This is a genomic window from Planococcus shenhongbingii (assembly GCF_030413635.1).
In the GTDB taxonomy this organism is placed as follows: Bacteria; Bacillota; Bacilli; order Bacillales_A; family Planococcaceae; genus Planococcus; species Planococcus shenhongbingii.
The window spans coordinates 183,458-203,025 of the sequence record NZ_CP129235.1 but is presented as its reverse complement, the minus strand read 5'-3'; the positions used below and the strand labels follow the sequence as shown (position 1 = coordinate 203,025).

Sequence of the window (19,568 nt, the reverse complement as noted above, 5' to 3'; positions counted from 1 at the left end):
AATTTTTCAGAATTAAACCTTTGCTCCGTGACTAGGATAATGCTATGTTCTTAGTGAAATACATTATGGGAGGAATAATAAGTGAGAAATTTATTCAGCAAAAAAAGCGGCTCTTTGTTCGCTGGAATATTGGCATTGACCTTACTTGCTGGCTGTGGAAACAGTGTTGAAAACGCAGCTGAAGAAGAGCCGTCGGAATGGGATAGAATCCAGGAAGAAGGTGTCTTGACCGTCGCCACTTCCGGTACGCTGTTCCCGACTTCGTACCGCGCGGAAGGCACCGACGAATTGACTGGCTTCGAAGTTGAAGTCGTACGTGAACTTGCTGAGCGCCTGGAGCTTGAAGTTGAATTTAAAGAGCTGGGCTTTGATGAGATGCTGACGTCCGTCCAAACAGGTCAAGTGGATTTGGCAGCAAACGATATCGAAGTAACGGAAGATCGGAAAGATAAATTCACATTTTCTACACCGTTCAAGTATTCCTACGGCACAGCCATTGTCCGGAAAGACGATTTATCCGGAATCGAGACATTAGAAGACTTGAAAGGCAAAAAAGCAGCAGGTGCTTCCACTTCTGTTTACATGGAAACTGCGCGTGAATACGGAGCGGAAGAAGTGGTTTATGACAATGCCACAAATGAAGTCTACCTGCGTGACGTGTCCATTGGGCGCACAGATGTTATCCTAAATGATTATTACCTGCAAACACTGGCTCTTGAAGCTTTCCCTGAACTGAACATTACAATCCACCCGAATTTGAAGTACAGCCCTTCTGAAGTAGGGGTTGTGATGAACAAAGACAATACCGAACTTGCTGAAAACGTGAACCGGGTGATTGGAGAAATGCTGGAAGACGGCACCATTGCCGAAATTTCCGGTGAATTCTTTGCTGGCGCCGATGTAACCCAGAAAGTTGATATTGAAGAATAAGAAAAAGAAGCTGTCCGCGTGTGCGGGCAGCTTCTTTTTATGTCTTTAATGAGGATCTGCATTTAAAATGATTTATTTGCGCTTAGCCCACTTGATCGGCTTTCCGTCGATTTTGCATGATTAAATAAAAACCAGTAAAGAAAACGAAAAATGAGTGGCCAGCTTTTAAGCCGCCCTCCATAAAACACTCTCCGTCATCGCTAATTCGCTTTCATCGCATACAAAAGTTCCCCATCTGAATTCTTTGAAATAAACTCTGCATCATAAATAGTGTCATCAGTGGCTTCCAGAATACCGAACCCTTTTGCAGGGCCAGACTCTGCAACGGATATTTCAATGGTTGTCGTTTGGCCGTCTGCTGTTTGAATGTCCACACTTTTTATCTCTTCATCAAACGTCCGGATGATTAAAATCACCGGATCCTCTTCACTGTAAGTCGAACTGGAAAACGTCAGATGAATCGGCTTTCCCGATTCTATGGCTTCGTGAGTGAATGCTTTCTTGACATTCCACTCAAACCAGTTTTTCTCAAGAAACACCTCTTGTTCAGTTCCTTCGTTCGTGCTGACAAAAGCTACAGCTTTTTGCCGGTCGTCAAAAATTTCAATGTATTCCCATTGAGCGACATGCAACTGGCTTCCTACAGCCGCTTCCACTTTTTCTGAATCATTCCCAGATAACAAACTGATGATTCCTGCACTCAGTAAAAACAATGATATCAGCAAAACTAACTTGGTTTTCATTTTGCTTCATCCCCTTTTGCGTTCCTATATTTTACTAAGTATTCGTCCTATCCCTTTAAAATTCCTTTTCTTGTCTAAATTCCTTTCATTAGAAAAGATTGAGGCAGATTGCTTTTATTATTAATTGCCAGATGTTTGCAAGGAAAACTTTCACCTTTTGAACTAAAGCCTTATACTTAATTTAGTAGTCAGAATAATCAGAAGAAGAGGTGCCGCCATGAACTTTTCTTTTTCACCGCTTGGCGACCAAGCGATTGTTATTGAAGTCGGGCAGGAAATCAATGAAAAAGTACAGGAGCGTGTACGTGCCATTGCAGCGCTGCTGGAAGCCGATCCGCTTCCTTGGATGGTAGAAATCATACCGGCTTTTACCACTGTCACGGTTTTTTATCATCCACTGGCCACCCTATATGAAACGGTGCAGCAGGAACTCGAAGAACGTGTCCAGCATATATCCGAAGCTGTCGCTGGCGAGTTTCGTACCGTGGAGATTCCAGTTTGTTACGGAGGCGATTTCGGACCGGACCTGGACTTTGTGGCACAGCATAATGGGCTGAGTCCTGAAGAAGTAATTGAAATCCATACCAGCGGAACTTATACGGTCTACATGATCGGCTTTGCTCCAGGATTCCCATTCATCGGCGGAATGTCTGAAAAAATTGCAGCTCCCCGCCGTGATTCACCGCGGCTACGAATTCCTGAGCGTACAGTAGGCATTGCCGGCATGCAGACAGGCGTTTACCCAATCGAAACTCCAGGCGGCTGGCAGCTGATTGGCCGCACGCCTATTCGGCTGTTTCGCCCTGAGCAGGAAATTCCGAGCTTGCTGCGGGCTGGAGACAAAATTATCTTCAGACAAATATCAGAGAGTGAATATCATTCACTGAAGGAGGAGCAGCATGCTGAAGATCATTAAAAGCGGACTTCAAACGACCGTGCAGGATCTCGGCCGCTTCGGTTTCCAGAAATACGGCGTCATCGTCAGCGGCGCTATGGACCCTTTCGCACACCGGACAGCCAATTTGCTGGTGGGCAACGAAGAAAACGCTGCAACATTAGAAATTGCGATGGTGGGCCCTGCCATCCAATTTGAGGAAGATACGTTCATCGCACTTTGTGGAGGAGACTTGTCACCGGAAATCGATGGCACCGCCATTAAAATGTGGCGTACGGTCGCCGTCAAAGAAGGAAGTGTCTTGAAGTTCGGAGCTCCCCGCACCGGATGCCGGGTCTATTTGGCGGCAGCAGGCGGCATTGACGTTCCAGACGTTATGAACAGCAAATCCACTTACCTGCGAGCTGGAATAGGCGGCTTCCATGGACGGGCATTAAAAGCAGGCGACCTTATCCCGACGCACCCTGTTTCACCAGGTCATGCTGCTTCCTTGCTCCATGCCACTGACAATGAACTGGAATGGAAGATTGCCGCTCCTCGTTATTTTAACGAGCCGATCGTCCGAATGATGAAGGGCCGCCAGTATGAGCTGTTTAACAATGACAGTAAAGAGAAAATTTTCAGCGAAGCTTTTTCAATTTCTTCCCATTCTGACCGAATGGGCTATCGCTTAGAAGGAATTAAGTTGTCATTGGAAGAACCGAAAGAATTGATTTCAGAGGCGGTATCGTTCGGTTCGATTCAAGTGCCGGCGGATGGCAATCCGATTGTTCTTTTGGCAGACCGCCAGACTACCGGCGGTTATCCGAAAATTGGGCAAGTGGCTTCCGTCGATTTGCCGCTCATCAGCCAGCTGAAGCCCGGGGACCGGATTCGCTTCAAGGAAATTTCTGTTGAAGAAGCACAAAAGCGTTATATCGAACAAGAATATCAAATCCGCCAATTAAAAATTGGCATTTATTTAAAAAGGGAGGAATGGAAATGACGTTTAAAGTGGACTTGAATTGTGATATGGGCGAAAGTTTCGGGGCTTATAAGCTTGGAAATGACGCAGAGATTTTGAATTTTGTGACGTCTGCCAATATCGCCTGCGGCTTTCACGCCGGAGACCCGGCAACAATGCGAAAAACGGTAGCAATGGCGCTTGAGAGAAACGTCGGGATCGGCGCCCATCCGGGACTCCAGGATCTGGTCGGTTTCGGCCGCCGGAATATCGCCATTTCTCCCCAGGAAGCTTATGACCTGACGGTGTATCAAATCGGAGCCCTGTCCGGCTTTGTGCAGGCGGAAGGCGGACGATTGCAGCATGTGAAAGCGCATGGCGCCTTATACAATATGGCCGCTAAAGACGCTGCCTTATCAGAAGCGATTGCCGAAGCGGTCTATAAAATAAATCCCGAGCTGATTTTATTTGGCTTGTCCGGCAGTGAATTGATGAAAGCAGGCGAAAAAATTGGCCTGCGCACCGCTAACGAAGTGTTTTCTGACCGCACATACCAGCAAGACGGCACCTTGACGCCGCGCACTCAGCCAAACGCTCTCATTACTGACCCAGATACCGCAATCAGCCAAGTTATCCGGATGGTCCAGGAAAATAAGGTCCATACCGTACAAAACCAGGACATCGGCATTAAAGCAGAGACCATCTGCATACACGGTGACGGAGTTACGGCGCTGGAATTTGCAGCAGCCATCTCTAAATCATTAAAGGAGGCGAGGATTAATGTCGCAAAAGTAGAGGAGTTTATGTAAGCCATGAATTCAAAGGGAGGGAGAATCATGAAGAATACGAACCGCAGTATTTTGCTTGGCGCTGCTTTCCTGATGGCGACTTCCGCTATCGGGCCGGGTTTCCTGACACAGACCACCGTTTTTACAGAACAATTATTGGCTTCATTCGGTTTTGTTATCCTTATTTCCATCATTATTGATATCGGAGCCCAAACGAATATCTGGCGCATCATTGCCGTATCTGGAAAACGGGCCCAGGACATTGCCAACGATGTCCTTCCCGGCCTCGGTTATTTTTTAGCCCTTCTCGTGGTCATGGGCGGCCTTGCTTTCAATATCGGAAATATTGCCGGAGCAGGTCTTGGGATCAATGTATTGTTCGGCTTTGATCCTAAGGTAGGTGCCTTGATCAGCGGACTGATAGCAGTCGGCATCTTCGTCGTTAAAGAAGCGGGACGGGCGATGGACCGCTTTGCACAAATCCTTGGTTTCGTTATGATCGGTTTAACCCTGTACGTTATGATCACCGCCCAACCGCCTATTGGAGAGGCCGTAGTTAAAACATTCGTTCCCGATACGGTCAGCATTTTCGCTATTGTGACGCTGGTCGGCGGTACCGTTGGCGGATACATTACATTTGCCGGCGGGCACCGTCTCATTGACGCAGGGCTTACCGGCAGAGCTGCAGTTCCGGAAGTTACCCGCAGTTCAATCTATGCCATCGGGATTGCTTCCCTCATGCGCATCATTCTTTTCTTGGCTGTTCTTGGAGTCGTTTCACAGGGACTTTCGCTGGATCCCGCCAATCCACCGGCCTCTGTATTCCAATTGGCTGCCGGCAATATCGGTTATAAAATATTCGGTGTTGTCTTGTGGGCCGCAGCCATCACTTCAGTGGTGGGGGCAGCCTATACATCCGTATCCTTTATCCGGACATTCAGCCCGGTTCTCGACAAATACAACCGCTGGCTGGTCATCACTTTTATCGTCATTTCCACTACGGTCTTTGTCATTATCGGCCAGCCGGTACTGATTCTCATTCTTGTCGGTTCATTAAATGGATTGATTTTGCCGATTGCCCTTGGTATTATGCTGATTGCTGCACATAAAGCAAAGATTGTCGGCGACTACAAACATCCGCTGTGGATGACGATTTTCGGTATCGTCATTGTCGTCACAATGGCTTGGATGGGCATTTACACATTATTCAATGGCATTCCTCAGTTATTCGAATAATAGCAAAAGGCGCTTGGATAAAAGTTGACCCAGGCGCCTTTTCCTTATTTTATGGATTTTCATTGCCATGCTTGAAATGTCCTGTCGCCTTCGCTAAACCAGCTGGACGCTTTATTGGTTTCCACTTGCTGAATCCGTCCAATCAGCCTATCCGCATTTTTTCCTTTAACGCTTTTGATTTCCTTGCCTTTATACGAGACAAAAAATGTTTGGCTCTTGCTGACTTTATATGTGTAGGGCTCTTCATCCAAACGGCTTCGTTTATCAATGTTGCCTATTTTGAAACTCCTTGATCCAACTTATTTCAAGAACCCATCTTTCTCCAGCACCTGCTGGATTCGAATAGCTACTTGTTCCAAATAACTCGAACTATGCGGCACTAAGTCGTTTTTGCTGATCGTCTTAGTTAATCTTTCTACTGTACCATCACCTTCTATCTCAAATCCTTCAACAGCAATTCGCTCTCTCTTGCCCTTGCATAAATCCGAGAAGGCTTGAAATTCTGCCGACACCATGCCGGTTACTTCTTCTATCTGCAACTCAAACCTTAAGTCAGAGTTTTCGTTTACGCGGTATAAAAAATTATGGCAATGTTCGTTGTCGATAAAACCTGCCTGGTGAATCTGGTCTTTGATGATGCCAAGCGGCACAAGGTCTTCAAATTCCACCGCAATCCCGAGCTCTTCTTTCACTTCTCTTACTCCATCTGCGACTGTTTCCGTCGATAAAATATGCCCTGCGGCCGTGATATCGAACAGGTATGGGAAATCCTTTTTGGCCCCGCTCCGCAATTGAAGATGAATCCAGGTTTTCCCGTCCCTTCGGCTGATGAACCAGCAATGGAAGGTCTGGTGCCAATGCCCTTGTCTGTGTATATCTTCGCGCGCGGCTATTCCAAGATACCGGCTGTCCTCGGTGTAAATCTTAATCTTTTCAGATTCCATCCAATCCCGCCTTTTTTCTGTCCTTGTTTTATTATACCCAAAAAGAAACCGGCCAATGAACATTGGCCGGTTTCTTCAGGCTGTCGAGAAACTCTCGGCAGCCTTTTCCATTTCGCTCTAGGACGGACGCTTTTCGCGGGGGGCGGCCTGAGCCTCCTCGCTCGCCGGCGCTCCCTGCGGGGTCTCAGGACTCGCCCTATTCCCGCAGAAAAGGCATCAGCCAACCATAGTTGGGTGGTGCCTTTGCGACGAAGCGCCTGGCGCTGCAGGAGCACATCTTTGCCCTTCGCCGCCTTCCGCTGCATTCAGCTTCCTTTTGCTACTTCTAGAGATTCTCTAAAATTGTGATTGTTTTGGAAAGCTTTCTAATGTTTGTGCTTGCTCTCTAGATATGGAGCCAACCAGCGGAGGAAAATATACTGCTCCTGCGCAAGCTCGTCGCAAAGACTTAGCCTCGCATGCGTCGGCTAATGTCTTGCCTGCGGGGCAGCGCAGCGACGAGACAGCCGAGACCCTGCAACGCCCTTTCATGTTTCGAAGCTAGCGCAGCGATGCAGAAACAGGAGCGTAAGCGACGAAGCGGCTTGGCGCTCGCCCGCGGCTAAAACATATGCTCCTGCAGCGCTGCGCGCTTCGTCGCAAAGACATGGCCTCACAATCCTCGGCCAATGTCTTCGCAGCTGGTTAGCGAAATAACGGTTAAGGGATGATCGCTAATACAAATTTCAACTTTCTTAAAAACACGGTACATTTCTTTTATTCCGTAACCGCTGCTTCGACTTTATAAAGGAATTGTTTTGTTCTTTCTTCTTTCGGATTTTGGAAAATTTCTTTCGACGTCCCTTGCTCTACGATGACTCCTTCATCCATAAAAACGACACGGTCAGCCACTTCTTTTGCAAAGTTCATTTCATGTGTAACGATGACCATCGTCATGCCCTCTTCTGCCAGGCTTTTAATGACGAGCAGCACTTCCCGAACAAGTTCCGGATCCAGTGCTGAAGTGGGTTCATCAAAAAGCATGACGAGCGGATTTAAGGCAAGCGATCTGGCAATCGCTACGCGCTGTTGCTGGCCGCCTGATAATTGGGCAGGAAAATGGCCGCCGCGGTCGCCTAATCCAACTTTGGCTAGCAAAGCTTCAGCAATCACCTTCGCTTCTTCCGGCTTTGCACCGTGAATCGTAATGGGCCCTTCCATAACGTTCTCCATGGCGGTCTTATGAGGAAACAGATTGAACGACTGAAACACAAAACCGGTTTTTTTCCTTAATTCCCGAATCACTTTTTTACGGTGCCGATCAATTTTTCCGCCTGCATGCACTTGGTATTCGCCAATATGAATAATGCCATCGGTCGGTTCTTCCAGGAAATTCAAACAGCGCAGCAAAGTGGATTTTCCGGAACCGCTCGGCCCCATAATGACCACCACTTCACTTTTTTCAATTGTCAGATCGATGCCTTTTAGCACTTCATTGGCGCCAAAAGCCTTTTTTAAATGTTCGATTTGGATCATTGTCATAACCCTCTCCTAACTCGTCAGCGGACTAGGTATTTGGAGCTCTGCACTTCCAGCTTGTCCAGCAGCTTGGTGAAAAATGAAATCAAGATCCAATAAATTGCAGCGGCGACTAAATAAATAGTCAACGGTTCAAAGGTTTTTGCAATGATCAAACTCGACATCTGCAATAATTCTGTGACGGTGATCACTGAAACGAGCGATGTGTCTTTGATTAGCACAATAAAGGAATTGGACAATGTCGGAATGGCTATCCGCATACTCTGCGGCAAAATAATCCGCTTCAGCGCCTGGGGATAGGTCATGCCCATCGACATCGATGCTTCCATCTGCCCATTATCCACTGCCAAGATGGAGGCACGGAAAGATTCTGAAAGGTAGGCCCCTGCATTTAAACTCAAGGCCACTACTCCCGAAGATATCGGGTCCAGGGAAATTCCGATTTGCGGCAATCCATAATAAATGACGAAGATTTGGACTAAAAGCGGCGTTCCCCGCATAAGGGAAACATACGTATTCGCCACTTCATTTAATACTTTTACTTTTAGTATGCGAATGATTGCTGTGAAAAATCCGATTACCAGCGCAATCAGGATGGAAATCGCCGCTAAGAAAATCGTCATAAGCGTCGCTTTTAGCAAGGACGGCAATGAATCAATAATAATGGTAACGTCCATATGTCCTCCATTCAGACAAGTGCTATGCTGTTATTCCACTTAAGCGAAAGTTTCTTCCTTATAACCAATATCGATTCCCAAACTTTTCAGCTCTGCTAGAAACGGCTGGAACCGATCCCGGATAATTAGACTTTCGATTGGAATAACTCCTGTCTCAGTTATTTGTCTTGTAGCGATCAGTTTCGCAATAAGCAGCGCTGGAAGAGCCGTTGTTTTAGCCATCGATGTAATGTTTCGTTCATGGTCATATAAATCAACCATTTCCCATTGATGCTTTTTGCGTTTCCCGTCTTTTATACCCGTCACTTCGACTCTCAGAACGGTAATGTCCTTGTGCGAGTCTCCTTTCATTTTCGCTGCCAGTATCTTCTCGGCAAAAGCACGCGGGGTAGTGGTAATTCCATCGATTGCGACCGGTGTATCGTCTAAAAAGCCAAGTTCGCCGACCACTTGCATTTTTTCCCAATGTCCGGGATAGCGCACTGTTTTTTCATACAGATTCTTTACTTTTCCTTTTAAGATGAAAGCAGTGCTATGGGCATCCGTGATGACAGTTTCGCATAGTCCGACCGGCTCTGGAAAAGTGATTTCCTGCAAATTCGACAGCGGGGCCAATTCGACAATTTCTCCATCTTGAATGGCAACGGCCGGTTTTGTATAGAGCCTCAATAGGCTTTCAAGCCGGTAGACCACTTGATACCAGAGAGGCGGAATCGGATGCATGGGGATTCCGCCGCACATCATAATTGCTTCGTCCGCTTCATCGAGGAGCTCGATGCCCTGCGCAGCTAAAAAATTGGTTATTCCTGGAGCCACTCCGCACCCTGGTACAATGATGACGCCTGCATTTTTTGCTTGCTCATCTAAATCCATTTTCTCCATAAACTGTGAACCGACGAGGTCCACTAAATGGCAATGAGAGGAAATAGCTGCTTTAACGGCCGATAGGCTAAGAGAATGAGGAAGACAAGCTACAGCTACGTCAGCGTCCTTCAATACGCGCGCGATGTCTTCTTCCGTTTGGAGAGCAGCCACTTTGCCCATCACTTTCGGATTATCAGCAATGGCCAAGCATCTATCAATGCTCACTTGGTTAACATCCACAGCGGTAATGCTGTCGACTTCCGGAAATTTCACCATTTCCGTAACAACTGTTGTGCCGATCATGCCTGTGCCTAAAACGAAGATATGCAAGCTTCTTCTCTCCCTTCTCCACGCTCCTGTCCATAAAATTGAAGAATAAAGTGATCAAAGACGTTCCTTTGACCACTTTATCCGCCATTAATTTGCTAATGGCTCTGTCCCAAACCATTTTTTATAGATTTCATCATAAGTTCCGTCTTCTTTCATTTCGCCCAATGCCACGTTCACCTTTTCGATGAAGTCTTCATTGCCTTTATTGACCGCCATGCCGATTTCATCTTTATTTAAAATATCGCTGGCTATTTTGATTGGGAGGCCTTGTTCCTTGATATTGTAGCTGATGAGCAATTGATCATTGATAATCACATCCAAGCGTTTATTTGTCAGGTCCTGGATGTAATCTCCGACAGCTTTATATAACTTCACTTCAGCCCCGTCGACACTGTTTGCCACTTCTTCAAACGTCGTGCCGCCGCCGACGCCGACTTTTTTGCCTTTGATATCTTCAAGTTTTGTAATATCATTCGTATCTTCACGAGTCACGAGCACTGAACCGGTGATGACGTATGGATCTGTAAAATCGACACTTTTCTTCCGTTCTTCTGTTACCGTCATCTGACCAATGATGATATCAAATTTATCGGCCTTCAATCCGCCAATCAATCCATCCCATTTAGTTGCAATAAAATTTGCTTTAACGCCAAGGCGCTCCGCGATTTCATTTGAAATGTCTACATCAAATCCTTGGTATTTATCATTGTCGTCAATGAAGTTAAAAGGCGGATAAGTGCCCTCAAAAGCCACATTCAATTCCTTTGATTCTTCAATCCGGCTAAGAACGCTGTCTTTATTGCTTTCTTTTTCCCCTTGCGCTGTTTCCTTGGCATCTCCTGAACCACAAGCTGCCAGCATACTGATAACCAGTAAAATGACGAACACCCATACAGCATTTCTCTTCATTCTATTTTCCCCCTTCTTTTGTAGAACTGCTTTTTTCTTTTGACGCGGAAAAATAACGTTCAGCCGATTGCATATAAAAAGTCAATCAACGATCGATCGGAGAACATAGACGAGTGGAATTTTCTAAACGGGGAATACCAGTGAATAAGTATGGCAGAGACTACTTCAGCGTCTCATTTCACTTTCCTTTTTCTAGAAGGTATTCCATTCATTATTCCTTACTGAGAGTGCAAAGTCAATTTAATTTACAGACTTTTCTAAAAACTGAAAGCGAATTCTTTTTTTGTGAATTGAACTAAAACTCCTTTTTACACACTGCTTAGACCGTTTCTCATGGTTGAATACTTTAAGGATTTATGGCCGCAAAAAAAACTGCTGGCCCCTCATCTTTCGAGGTTGCCTGCAGTCTTTTTCATGCAGCCGAATGATTTCTACAGTGATCCATCCATTCGTTTTTTAGTGCTATTTACGTCAGTTAATAACTAGCATTTCCTCCGGTTCCGCTTTTGAAGTCCGCGGGTCCTGCAGCCAGCAAGCCGCCGTATGGTGGTCATTTCCTACGACCGTTTCAGGCGGAGTAAATGTATGGCAGACTTTCATTGTATGCGGACAGCGGGCTGCAAACGCACAGCCTTCCCCGAGCGTCGCCAGGTTTGGCGGTGACCCTGCAATCGGCAATAGCGGCTGAGAGCGGTCTTCGTTCATTTTCGGCATTGATTGCAGCAAGCCTAACGTATAGGGATGCTTCGGATTATAGAAGATTTCATCCAATGTGCCTTGTTCAACGATTTTCCCTCCGTACATTACTGCTACCCGGTCCGCCATATTCGCTACTACACCTAAATCATGGGTGATTAAAATAATCGCGGTATCAGTTTTCTTTTGCAGATCTTTCATTAAATCCAAAATCTGTGCTTGAATCGTTACGTCAAGAGCTGTCGTCGGTTCATCCGCAATCAGCACTTTCGGATTGCAGGCAAGTGCCAAAGCAATAACAACACGCTGCCGCATTCCGCCAGAAAATTGATGCGGATAATTATCCAGCCGCATTTCAGCTTTTGGGATGCCGACGAGTTTCAGCATTTCCAGCGCCCGTTCCCTTGCTTGGGATTTCGACATATTTTCATGGCGCAGCAGACCTTCCATAATCTGTTTGCCGACTTTCATCGTCGGATTCAATGAAGTCATCGGATCTTGGAACACCATTGAAATCTCTGAACCGCGGATGTTGGTGATTTCTTTATTGGAAAGCTTCAACAGGCTTTTATCGCCATACAAAATGTCGCCTTTTGTGATTTCCGTCGTACTTTTTGGCAATAGGCGCATGATCGATTTGGCCGTCACGGATTTCCCGGAACCGGATTCGCCTACAATCGCCAAGGTCTCGCCTTTTTTCAATTCAAAATTAACGCCCCGCACCGCCGTGATTTTGCCGGTTTGGGTCTTAAATGAAACATGCAGGTCTTTAACTTTCAGGACAGTATTTTTCATAACGGACCCTCCCCTATTTTTTCATTTTTGGATCTAGCGCATCCCGCAGGCCATCAGCGAGCAAATTGAAGCAGATCATGATTGCACTGATGACCAATGCAGGATAAATCAGCTTATACGGAAAATAACGCATGGATTTATAGCCATCTTCAATCAGCACACCAAGGGACGCGAGCGGCGCTTGCAGTCCAAGCCCGATAAAGCTTAAGAAAGCTTCAAAGAAAATCGCTGTAGGTATCGTGAACATAACTGTAACAATAACCGGACCCATTACGTTCGGCATCAGATGTTTCCAAATCAGCCGGCTATTTGAAGCTCCAAGCGTACGGGAAGCCAAGACAAACTCCTGCCCTTTCAGTTGAAGGATCTGTCCACGGACAACCCTCGCCATTCCTACCCAGCCTGTAATGATCATAGCCAGGATAATCGAACGGATGCCTGGTTCAAGCACCAGGATAAAGAGGATAATAACAATCAAGTTCGGTATCCCCATCAAAACCTCAATAATCCGCTGCATCACATTGTCGACTCTTCCCCCGTAAAACGAAGAAATCCCGCCATAAATGACACCGATGATCAAATCGAGTAATGCGGCCACTAAAGCGATAAACAAGGAAATCTGCGTTCCTTTCCAAACCCGCGTCCATAAGTCCCGGCCGAACTCGTCTGTGCCAAACCAATAATTGGTCGCAACATCACGTTCGGCATACTGGTTCACACCGTTGGCATCCACGCCGTCAAAGCCCATCCACTCCAAGCCTGCCACTTTAGGCGGCATATTGGAATGGGCCAAATTTTGTTCTCTATACGTAAATTCGTTCATGCTCGGTCCGATAAGCGCCACCACAATTAATAAAATTAACAGCACCAAAGAGATCATGGCCCCTTTGTTCTTCGCTAGCCGCTGAAAAGCTTCTTGCCAGAAAGAAACAGAAGGTGTTGAAATTTCTTCGCTCTTTTTTTGGTCGAGCGGAGCTTTTACAAACAAGTCGGATGGAATATCGTCCGGAATGTAATTGTTTTGCGTATGGATATCCTGCTGCATGGGCAGTTTCGCGTCGAATTCTTTCATGTTGCTTCCCCCCTATAGTTGATGCGGGGATCCAAGAAGCCATAAATGATATCAACAACGAAAACTACGAATATGAATAATGCGCTGTAAAAAATCGTAATCCCCATGATGACGCTATAATCCAAAACCAGAATGGATAATGTAAACTGCTCTCCAAGCCCCGGAACAGAGAATATTTTTTCAATAACCAAAGTTCCGGTCATGATTGAAACCGCAAGTGGCCCGAGCATCGTAACTACTGGAATCAGGGCATTGCGGATGACGTGCTTGACGATAACCTGATTTTCCTTCATCCCTTTAGCCCGCGCGGTTATGACATAGTCCTGGCCAAGCACTTCGAGCATTTCACTGCGGATAAAGCGGGCAACGGTCGCAGTGACCGTAACCGATAACGCAATGGACGGCAGCAAGGTACTGGAATACCCTTCCCATAACGCAACAGGCAGCCACTCTAATTTAACGCCGATATAATATTGAAGCAATGCCGCAAAAACGAACGAAGGAATCGACATACCAAGGACCGCTAATGTCACTGACCCGTAATCAAATATTGAATTATGTTTTAACGCCGAAACGATGCCAAGCACTAAGCCGAGGATAGCCCCAATGATCAAAGCCTGCAGGCCGATAAAAGCGGATGGTCCAATGCGGGTGCTGATCATACTGGAAACGGTTCTTCCTTCATGCTGGAAAGAATAACCTAAATCGCCTTGCACTAAATTCCCCAGGTAGCGTATGTATTGCATAGCTACCGGTTGGTCCAATCCATACTTCGCATTCAATACGGTCAGCTGCTGTGCCGTCAATTTTTCAGGGTTTGTGAAAGGCGTACCCGGCAAAAACTGCATCAGAAAGAATGTTGCAGTGACGATGATAAAAAGAGTGATTAGCATATATCCAATTCGCTGCACTAAATACCGCTTCATGGAAACACCTCAATTCTGTAAGTTGAGTATCCTTCTGGATGAAAAATACGAGGGGGCCAAAATTCCGGCTACACCCTCGTATCTATAGCTGTATAACCTTTTGATTATTCCTGGATAGAGGCCCATTTATAAGAATGGGAAGCACCAGTCGGGTGGACAATTAGATCTTTAATTTTTTCTCTCATCAAGATTGACGTTCCGTCTTGGTAAAGAGGCACAATCGCAGCATCTTCTTCCAAAAGAATCTTCTCAATGTTCAAAAGCATTTCAAAACGTTTTGAAAGGTCTGTCTCAGTTCTTGCTTGATTAACCAATTCATCCAGTTTCGGGTTGTGGTACTCCATCCGGTTGGCAGAACCGCCTTTTACCCACATATCCAAGTAAGTCATCGGGTCGCTGTAGTCAGGTCCCCATGAAGACAATGACAAATCGTATTCAATGGCTTTTTCGATTTCCAGGCGCTGGGCGAAAGGAACCGCTTTGATTTCCAGTTTAAATCCTGGAAGGTTATCTTCCAATTGAGCTTGAAGGTATTCTGCTACTTTCTTGTGGTCTTCAGAATCGGAAATGTTGATGGAAACCGTTACATCAGATGCACCTGTCTCTTTCAATCCCGCTTCCCAAAGTTTTTGAGCTTCCTCTACTGTTCCCGTGTTGAAATCCCCGTTCAAATCACGGTAGTCTTTGCCTTCCGGCGACTGGTAGAATCCTTTAGGAACCACTCCGTTCAAAGCAGTCGAGCCATCTTTCAAGATAACATCTGTCAAACTTTTCTTATCGACGGCCATATTGATTGCCTGGCGGATATTTTTGTTTCCAAGTACAGGGTGGGTATGGTTAAAGCGAAGGAAAATCATGCTTGGCTCCAAAATGGTGTCAAAGTTTGCATCACTCTTGTACTGGTCAACCGACTCTGAACTCAAGTCAATGCGATCCACTTTATTTGTTTCATATAAGTTAACGCCGGTAGTTGGATCTTTTACAACAAAAGCGTTGATCGTATCCAACTTAACTGCTTTTGCATCCCAGTAATCTGCGTTCTTTTCATATTTCCAGCCTTGATCATGTGTCCATTCAACCAGTTTAAATGGTCCGTTGAATAAAATATTCTCCGCTTCCAGAGCGTATTGATCCCCTTTTTCTTCAACAAATTTCTGGTTTTGCGGCAAGAATGTTGGGAACGTCAACAATGACTGCAGCAATGGGTTGGCGCTTTCCAATGTTACTTCCAATGTTTTCTCGTCTACAGCTTTTACCCCAAGTTCAGCTGCATCTTTTTCCCCGTTCATAATCGCTTCAGCATTTTTGATGCTTGCCGTTACGAACATGAAATTATATGGGCTTGCATCTTTCATGACGCGCTTCCAAGCATATTCGAAATCCTGGGCAGTCACAGGGTCTCCGTTGCTCCATGTAGATTCACGCAATTTAAACGTATGAACTGTTTGATCTTCGTTCTCTGTATGTTCTGTTACTAATGCTTCAATTGGCTGATGCTTTTCATCTTGGCGATACAACCCTTCATTTACGTTATTCAATACTGTAAATGCAACGCCATCATGCGCTTTTGTAGAATCCAATGTAGGAATATCTGCTGTTGCAGAAATATTCAATACTTGGCCTGCTGCCCCTTCTTTTTCGTCTGCAGTTTTGCCTTCTTCTTTTGAACCCTCAGAAGAGTTAAAATTACATCCGGATAATATTAAAACGAACGCCATAAGAATCATTAATGCTTGAGCTTTTAATTTTCTCTCCATTTCCCTACCCCCTATTTTTTCTAATAATTCCTTTTAATCATAATAGTAATTTAATTAATAGGCAACAAGATATTTTAATTTTCAAAAACTATGAAGAAGTGGTAATCTTTTAATAATAAAAGAAAGGACTTCCATCTATGACTTTCAAACTCCTCTTGATTTTTCTATCGCTGTTAAGTTCACTTTTAATATCGTTCCTGTTTGACTCCAGCTGGAATTTCTTAAAATGGCTTGATGCCGCTTTCCTTGTCGGCCTTCTTCTTTTAATGATCAGCTCTGCGATGATTTTAATCGAAGGCAGGTTTTTTGTGGCCTTTATCCAAAGCACCAAAAACTTTTTTGCAAAAATTAATAAACAAGAACAACTGATCAGGGAAAGTGAAAAACGGTCGGCGCAACCAGTTATATACGTAAAACGATTTCCTTCTCGAAAAGCTTTTTTCCAAGTCGGGATGCTGTTTTCTATAGCAAGCCTGCTCGTTTCATCAGCCATTTATTTCTTTTAACAGTTAAAAACCTTCAGCTCATAAAAGCTGAAGGTTTTTTTAAGATGCCTCGTATATGGTTACTTGGTTTTTTCCGCGACGTTTGGATAGATAAAGGGCCTGATCGGCTTCTTCGATCATTTGCTCCAGCGTTCTGTTTTCGGATGAAAAACTCAACCCCATCGAAACTGTCAACTTTCCTCCCGGCTGCAATTCTTCTCCTTCAAATTTATGTTCCTCCACTTTTTTGCGGAACCGTTCAGCCAGAAAAATTACTTCTTCCGGTTTTGAAACATTCGTATAGCAAATGATGAACTCTTCTCCACCGTACCGCGCTACAATATCTTCTTCTCTTGCACTTTCCATTAACAACTGTCCGAGAGTACGAAGAACCGAATCGCCTTTTTGATGTCCATGCGTATCGTTGTAAACTTTAAAATAATCAACGTCAATCATGGAAACCAGCATCGGCGTGTTTTTAGAAAGAAGATCTCCAACTTTATTTTTGAAAAAGCGGATATTCGGCAGACGGGTTAGCGAGTCTTGATTTGAATACATCTCCAGCTCTTTCCGCAAAAGAAGGGTTCGATTTTCTTCATTCAATATCATGGCCATGGCCAACACTGCAATCAAGGCAAAAAAGAAAATCGGCACGATAATTGCCAAATTTACCGGTGTATAAAAAAACATCCAAATAGACTTTAAAACTTCAAATACCACAAATCCGGTTATCATCCGCTTCAAATCAATAAGAGGGAAAAATTTGTCGACTGGCCGTTTGTCATGAAAAAGAGCTCCTATTAGAACTGGAAACAAAATCGATTGTAGAATGCCAATCTCTGCAGTTGGCCCTCCCATTGATGCCCGGAAACCAGCTGGAATAATCGCTGACAGAACTCCGAATTTCCAGCCGCCCACGTACGTGATAAAGAATAGTGGAACTTCTCTCAGGTCCAAGCGCATCCCTTCGAAGATGTATGGATTATACATAACAGAAAAAGTTAAAAAACTGATAAAAAGTGAAGACAGCAGCAGCAAATGAGAGTGTTTGCTCATTTCCAGTAAAAATAATTCCTTCATTTTCAAAGCTAAATACATCAAGGCGATAATCAATGCCATATTCTCCACAAAGAAATAAAGCAGCAGATCCATTATTTTTTACAACTCCTAAGTATTGCGTCACTTCACATTCTAGCAATTAAAGTAAATAAATTACAGGCATATTTTCTAATTCTGAACACTATGTTCTTTACTGCCTCTTCTCCCATTAAGAAAAGCTAATTGGTTCATGGTATCTGCTTATTTACCAGGTTCATGATCATAGAAGCAGCTTACGAAGTTTTAGCTTTGCAAGGGGATTGGTTTACAGAAACTACTGCCAGAATACCTATCTATTAAAACGATTAAAGATTATAATGGCGCTAAGCAGGAGGTGTGAAAATGGATATTAAAGAAAAACTCTCGCATTGGCAAAAAGAAGGCTTAATCGATGAGACTACCGCTGAGAAAATCCTGGCTTATGAACATCGGCAGCCTATACCCACGAAAATACCGCTGTTGCTGATCATCGGTCTTATTTTCTTTTCACTCGCCGTCTTCAGCTTTATCGCCGCCAATTGGCAGGCAATCCCGGCCGCCTTGAAAATCGGTTTGATGCTGTTGTTAATGTGGTTATTTTATGGCCTTGGACACCTGGCACAGCGGAAAAACTTCGGCTGGCCGCACATTTTCCGGCTGATTGGACTCGCCATGTTCGGAGCGGCAATCATTGTGGCTGTTCAATCGTTCCATTTGCCGTTGTCAGGCTCTCTAATTGGATGGGCCCTTTTCCTGGCAGCGATTGGCCATTATTTTTATTGGCGTCATGTTGCGTATGCAGTGGTGGCATTTGTTTTTGGAATTCAAGTCTTGATGTCTTCTGTTGTTACGATGGGGTGGCTCGAATGGATTGTTTTTGCCGCTGTAGCTCTCGCTTGGCTATACTTCAGCAAAGACCGGCTGCCTGCAATTTTCAGCTGGCTCCTGCTTTTCGGTACAGGACTGATGCTATGGGCAGTGGCCGATTATGACAGCCGGTTATGGCCGATTTGGACTTTATTCGTTTTAGTGGCTCTCTTATTCCTGGTTTCTCCAGAAAAAAAGAAGACATTGCAGCCGCTTTATTTACTGGCGGGCGGAGCGCTGTCACTTATTTATTTGTCAGTCCGCGGTTCTTCTTTAGTTGTCTTTGATGAACTGAATATGATTGAGTCTGTTATGCTGTTATTCGCCGGACTAGCGGTTCTTGCGCTTTGCTATTTCCGTGTGCGTCCAGTCAGTTGGGTCTCAGCTTTAGGGACAGTCGGGTTGTTGCTGTATGACAGTTCGGCAATCGGGCTTGCCATTTTAACCGAAGCCGTAGCACTAAGCTACCTGGCTTTTAATCACCGCCAAAATCAGCCGCTTGGGCTCGGTTTTGTTTATTTTATCCTGGTGCAGGTCGTGCTTTATTTTATCTACGCTTGGGATCGGCTCGATATGTCGCTGTTCTTCTTGATCGGCGCACTTCTTCTATTTGCCTTGTCGGGAATTGCCTGGTGGTTTAACCGCAAGAAAGCGAGGGTTGCGTCATGAAAAATTACCTATTTCCTTTACTGCAAACAATTCTGGTAGGGTTGGTTGTCTTGAGCTTTTACGCAGCGTCATGGTTTGGAGACCAATTCGTGCTGCGGGCTGAACCGTACGACCCGTTTGATCCGTTTTACGGTGAATATGTCCTGCTTCAATATCCCGATTTAAAACCGGCTGAGCCCGTGCAAAACGGCGATGTTTACTTTACATTAAAAGAAAGTGCGGACGGTTATGCTATGCTGGAACAAGTGTCGAATAAACCTTTTTTCGGAGCCATTCACGGCTCCTATTACGGGGACACTCTAACAGCCCCTCAGTTGGAGCAATATTATGTAGAACAAGGAACCGGTCCGGGGCTTGAAAAAGCACAAAAACTGGCGGTTACGGTAGATGTCGCGCCGTGGGGCACTATCCGGCCGGTATTTTTGGAAGCCAGGCAGCAATAGGGAA

Annotated in this window: 19 protein-coding genes; 8 read left to right on the top strand and 11 right to left on the bottom strand. The window is 45.2% G+C overall.

The genetic code is table 11. The annotated features are described in order from the left end of the window. Positions 1-81 precede the first annotated feature (81 nt). Complete coding sequence (locus QWY16_RS01080; RefSeq protein WP_300991012.1) at positions 82-930, top strand: transporter substrate-binding domain-containing protein; 849 nt, start codon at positions 82-84, stop codon at positions 928-930. Positions 931-1,130: 200 nt separating this feature from the next. On the opposite strand, the gene QWY16_RS01075 is transcribed toward QWY16_RS01080, so the two are convergent. Further along, positions 1,131-1,673 (bottom strand): hypothetical protein, encoded by a 543-nt coding sequence (locus QWY16_RS01075; protein WP_300991011.1) that lies wholly within the window; start codon positions 1,671-1,673, stop codon positions 1,131-1,133. 217 nt (positions 1,674-1,890) lie between these two features. Here QWY16_RS01075 and pxpB point away from each other — a divergent pair, with 217 nt between their 5' ends. From pxpB to QWY16_RS01055, 4 genes are read left to right on the top strand one after another with little or no spacing between them, the layout of a single operon-like run. Beyond that, positions 1,891-2,589: a 5-oxoprolinase subunit PxpB gene (gene pxpB, locus QWY16_RS01070; RefSeq protein ID WP_300991010.1), complete on the top strand. Its 699-nt coding sequence runs from the start codon at positions 1,891-1,893 to the stop codon at positions 2,587-2,589. Then, complete coding sequence (locus QWY16_RS01065) at positions 2,573-3,553, top strand: 5-oxoprolinase subunit C family protein (protein ID WP_300991009.1); 981 nt, start codon at positions 2,573-2,575, stop codon at positions 3,551-3,553. Before pxpB ends, QWY16_RS01065 begins: the two co-directional genes overlap by 17 nt. Then, positions 3,550-4,320, top strand: coding sequence for a LamB/YcsF family protein (locus QWY16_RS01060; protein WP_300991008.1), 771 nt, complete (start codon positions 3,550-3,552; stop codon positions 4,318-4,320). Before QWY16_RS01065 ends, QWY16_RS01060 begins: the two co-directional genes overlap by 4 nt. 27 nt (positions 4,321-4,347) lie before the next feature. After that, positions 4,348-5,535 carry an NRAMP family divalent metal transporter gene (locus tag QWY16_RS01055; RefSeq protein WP_300991007.1) on the top strand — a complete coding sequence of 396 codons (1,188 nt, stop codon included), beginning with the start codon at positions 4,348-4,350 and terminating at the stop codon, positions 5,533-5,535. 299 nt (positions 5,536-5,834) lie between these two features. Here the strand turns inward: QWY16_RS01055 and QWY16_RS01050 are convergent, their stop codons facing one another. The 9 genes from QWY16_RS01050 to QWY16_RS01010 all read right to left on the bottom strand — a co-directional run bounded on the left by QWY16_RS01050 (position 5,835) and on the right by QWY16_RS01010 (position 16,023). Beyond that, the gene (locus QWY16_RS01050; RefSeq protein ID WP_300991006.1) at positions 5,835-6,479 is read right to left on the bottom strand and encodes an NUDIX hydrolase; all 645 of its coding nucleotides are present in this window, start codon (positions 6,477-6,479) and stop codon (positions 5,835-5,837) included. Positions 6,480-7,235: 756 nt separating this feature from the next. Beyond that, the gene (locus QWY16_RS01045; RefSeq protein WP_300993219.1) at positions 7,236-7,994 is read right to left on the bottom strand and encodes an amino acid ABC transporter ATP-binding protein; all 759 of its coding nucleotides are present in this window, start codon (positions 7,992-7,994) and stop codon (positions 7,236-7,238) included. 23 nt (positions 7,995-8,017) lie between these two features. Next, complete coding sequence (locus QWY16_RS01040) at positions 8,018-8,674, bottom strand: amino acid ABC transporter permease (protein ID WP_300991005.1); 657 nt, start codon at positions 8,672-8,674, stop codon at positions 8,018-8,020. 39 nt (positions 8,675-8,713) lie between these two features. After that, positions 8,714-9,868 carry a saccharopine dehydrogenase family protein gene (locus QWY16_RS01035; RefSeq protein WP_300991004.1) on the bottom strand — a complete coding sequence of 385 codons (1,155 nt, stop codon included), beginning with the start codon at positions 9,866-9,868 and terminating at the stop codon, positions 8,714-8,716. Between the two features lie 87 nt (positions 9,869-9,955). Further along, positions 9,956-10,777 (bottom strand): transporter substrate-binding domain-containing protein, encoded by an 822-nt coding sequence (locus QWY16_RS01030; RefSeq protein ID WP_300991003.1) that lies wholly within the window; start codon positions 10,775-10,777, stop codon positions 9,956-9,958. Positions 10,778-11,248: 471 nt separating this feature from the next. Then, positions 11,249-12,268 carry an ABC transporter ATP-binding protein gene (locus QWY16_RS01025; protein WP_300991002.1) on the bottom strand — a complete coding sequence of 340 codons (1,020 nt, stop codon included), beginning with the start codon at positions 12,266-12,268 and terminating at the stop codon, positions 11,249-11,251. 13 nt (positions 12,269-12,281) lie between these two features. Further along, positions 12,282-13,313 carry an oligopeptide ABC transporter permease gene (opp3C, locus tag QWY16_RS01020; protein WP_300993218.1) on the bottom strand — a complete coding sequence of 344 codons (1,032 nt, stop codon included), beginning with the start codon at positions 13,311-13,313 and terminating at the stop codon, positions 12,282-12,284. A gap of 23 nt (positions 13,314-13,336) precedes the next feature. Beyond that, complete coding sequence (locus QWY16_RS01015; protein WP_300991001.1) at positions 13,337-14,266, bottom strand: ABC transporter permease; 930 nt, start codon at positions 14,264-14,266, stop codon at positions 13,337-13,339. 104 nt (positions 14,267-14,370) lie between these two features. After that, complete coding sequence (locus QWY16_RS01010; protein ID WP_300991000.1) at positions 14,371-16,023, bottom strand: peptide ABC transporter substrate-binding protein; 1,653 nt, start codon at positions 16,021-16,023, stop codon at positions 14,371-14,373. A gap of 137 nt (positions 16,024-16,160) precedes the next feature. On the opposite strand from QWY16_RS01010, the gene QWY16_RS19335 reads away from it, so the two are divergent. Then, complete coding sequence (locus QWY16_RS19335; protein WP_367281328.1) at positions 16,161-16,529, top strand: DUF3899 domain-containing protein; 369 nt, start codon at positions 16,161-16,163, stop codon at positions 16,527-16,529. A gap of 39 nt (positions 16,530-16,568) precedes the next feature. Here QWY16_RS19335 and QWY16_RS01000 read toward each other — a convergent pair whose 3' ends face one another. Further along, complete coding sequence (locus QWY16_RS01000) at positions 16,569-17,660, bottom strand: GGDEF domain-containing protein (protein WP_300990999.1); 1,092 nt, start codon at positions 17,658-17,660, stop codon at positions 16,569-16,571. Between the two features lie 288 nt (positions 17,661-17,948). On the opposite strand from QWY16_RS01000, the gene QWY16_RS00995 reads away from it, so the two are divergent. Continuing rightward, positions 17,949-19,121, top strand: coding sequence for a DUF2157 domain-containing protein (locus tag QWY16_RS00995; protein WP_300990998.1), 1,173 nt, complete (start codon positions 17,949-17,951; stop codon positions 19,119-19,121). Continuing rightward, a complete protein-coding gene (locus QWY16_RS00990; RefSeq protein WP_300990997.1) occupies positions 19,118-19,564 on the top strand; it encodes a GDYXXLXY domain-containing protein in 447 nt (148 codons plus the stop codon). The genes QWY16_RS00995 and QWY16_RS00990 overlap by 4 nt, the downstream gene beginning before the upstream one ends. The last annotated feature ends 4 nt before the right edge of the window (positions 19,565-19,568 follow it).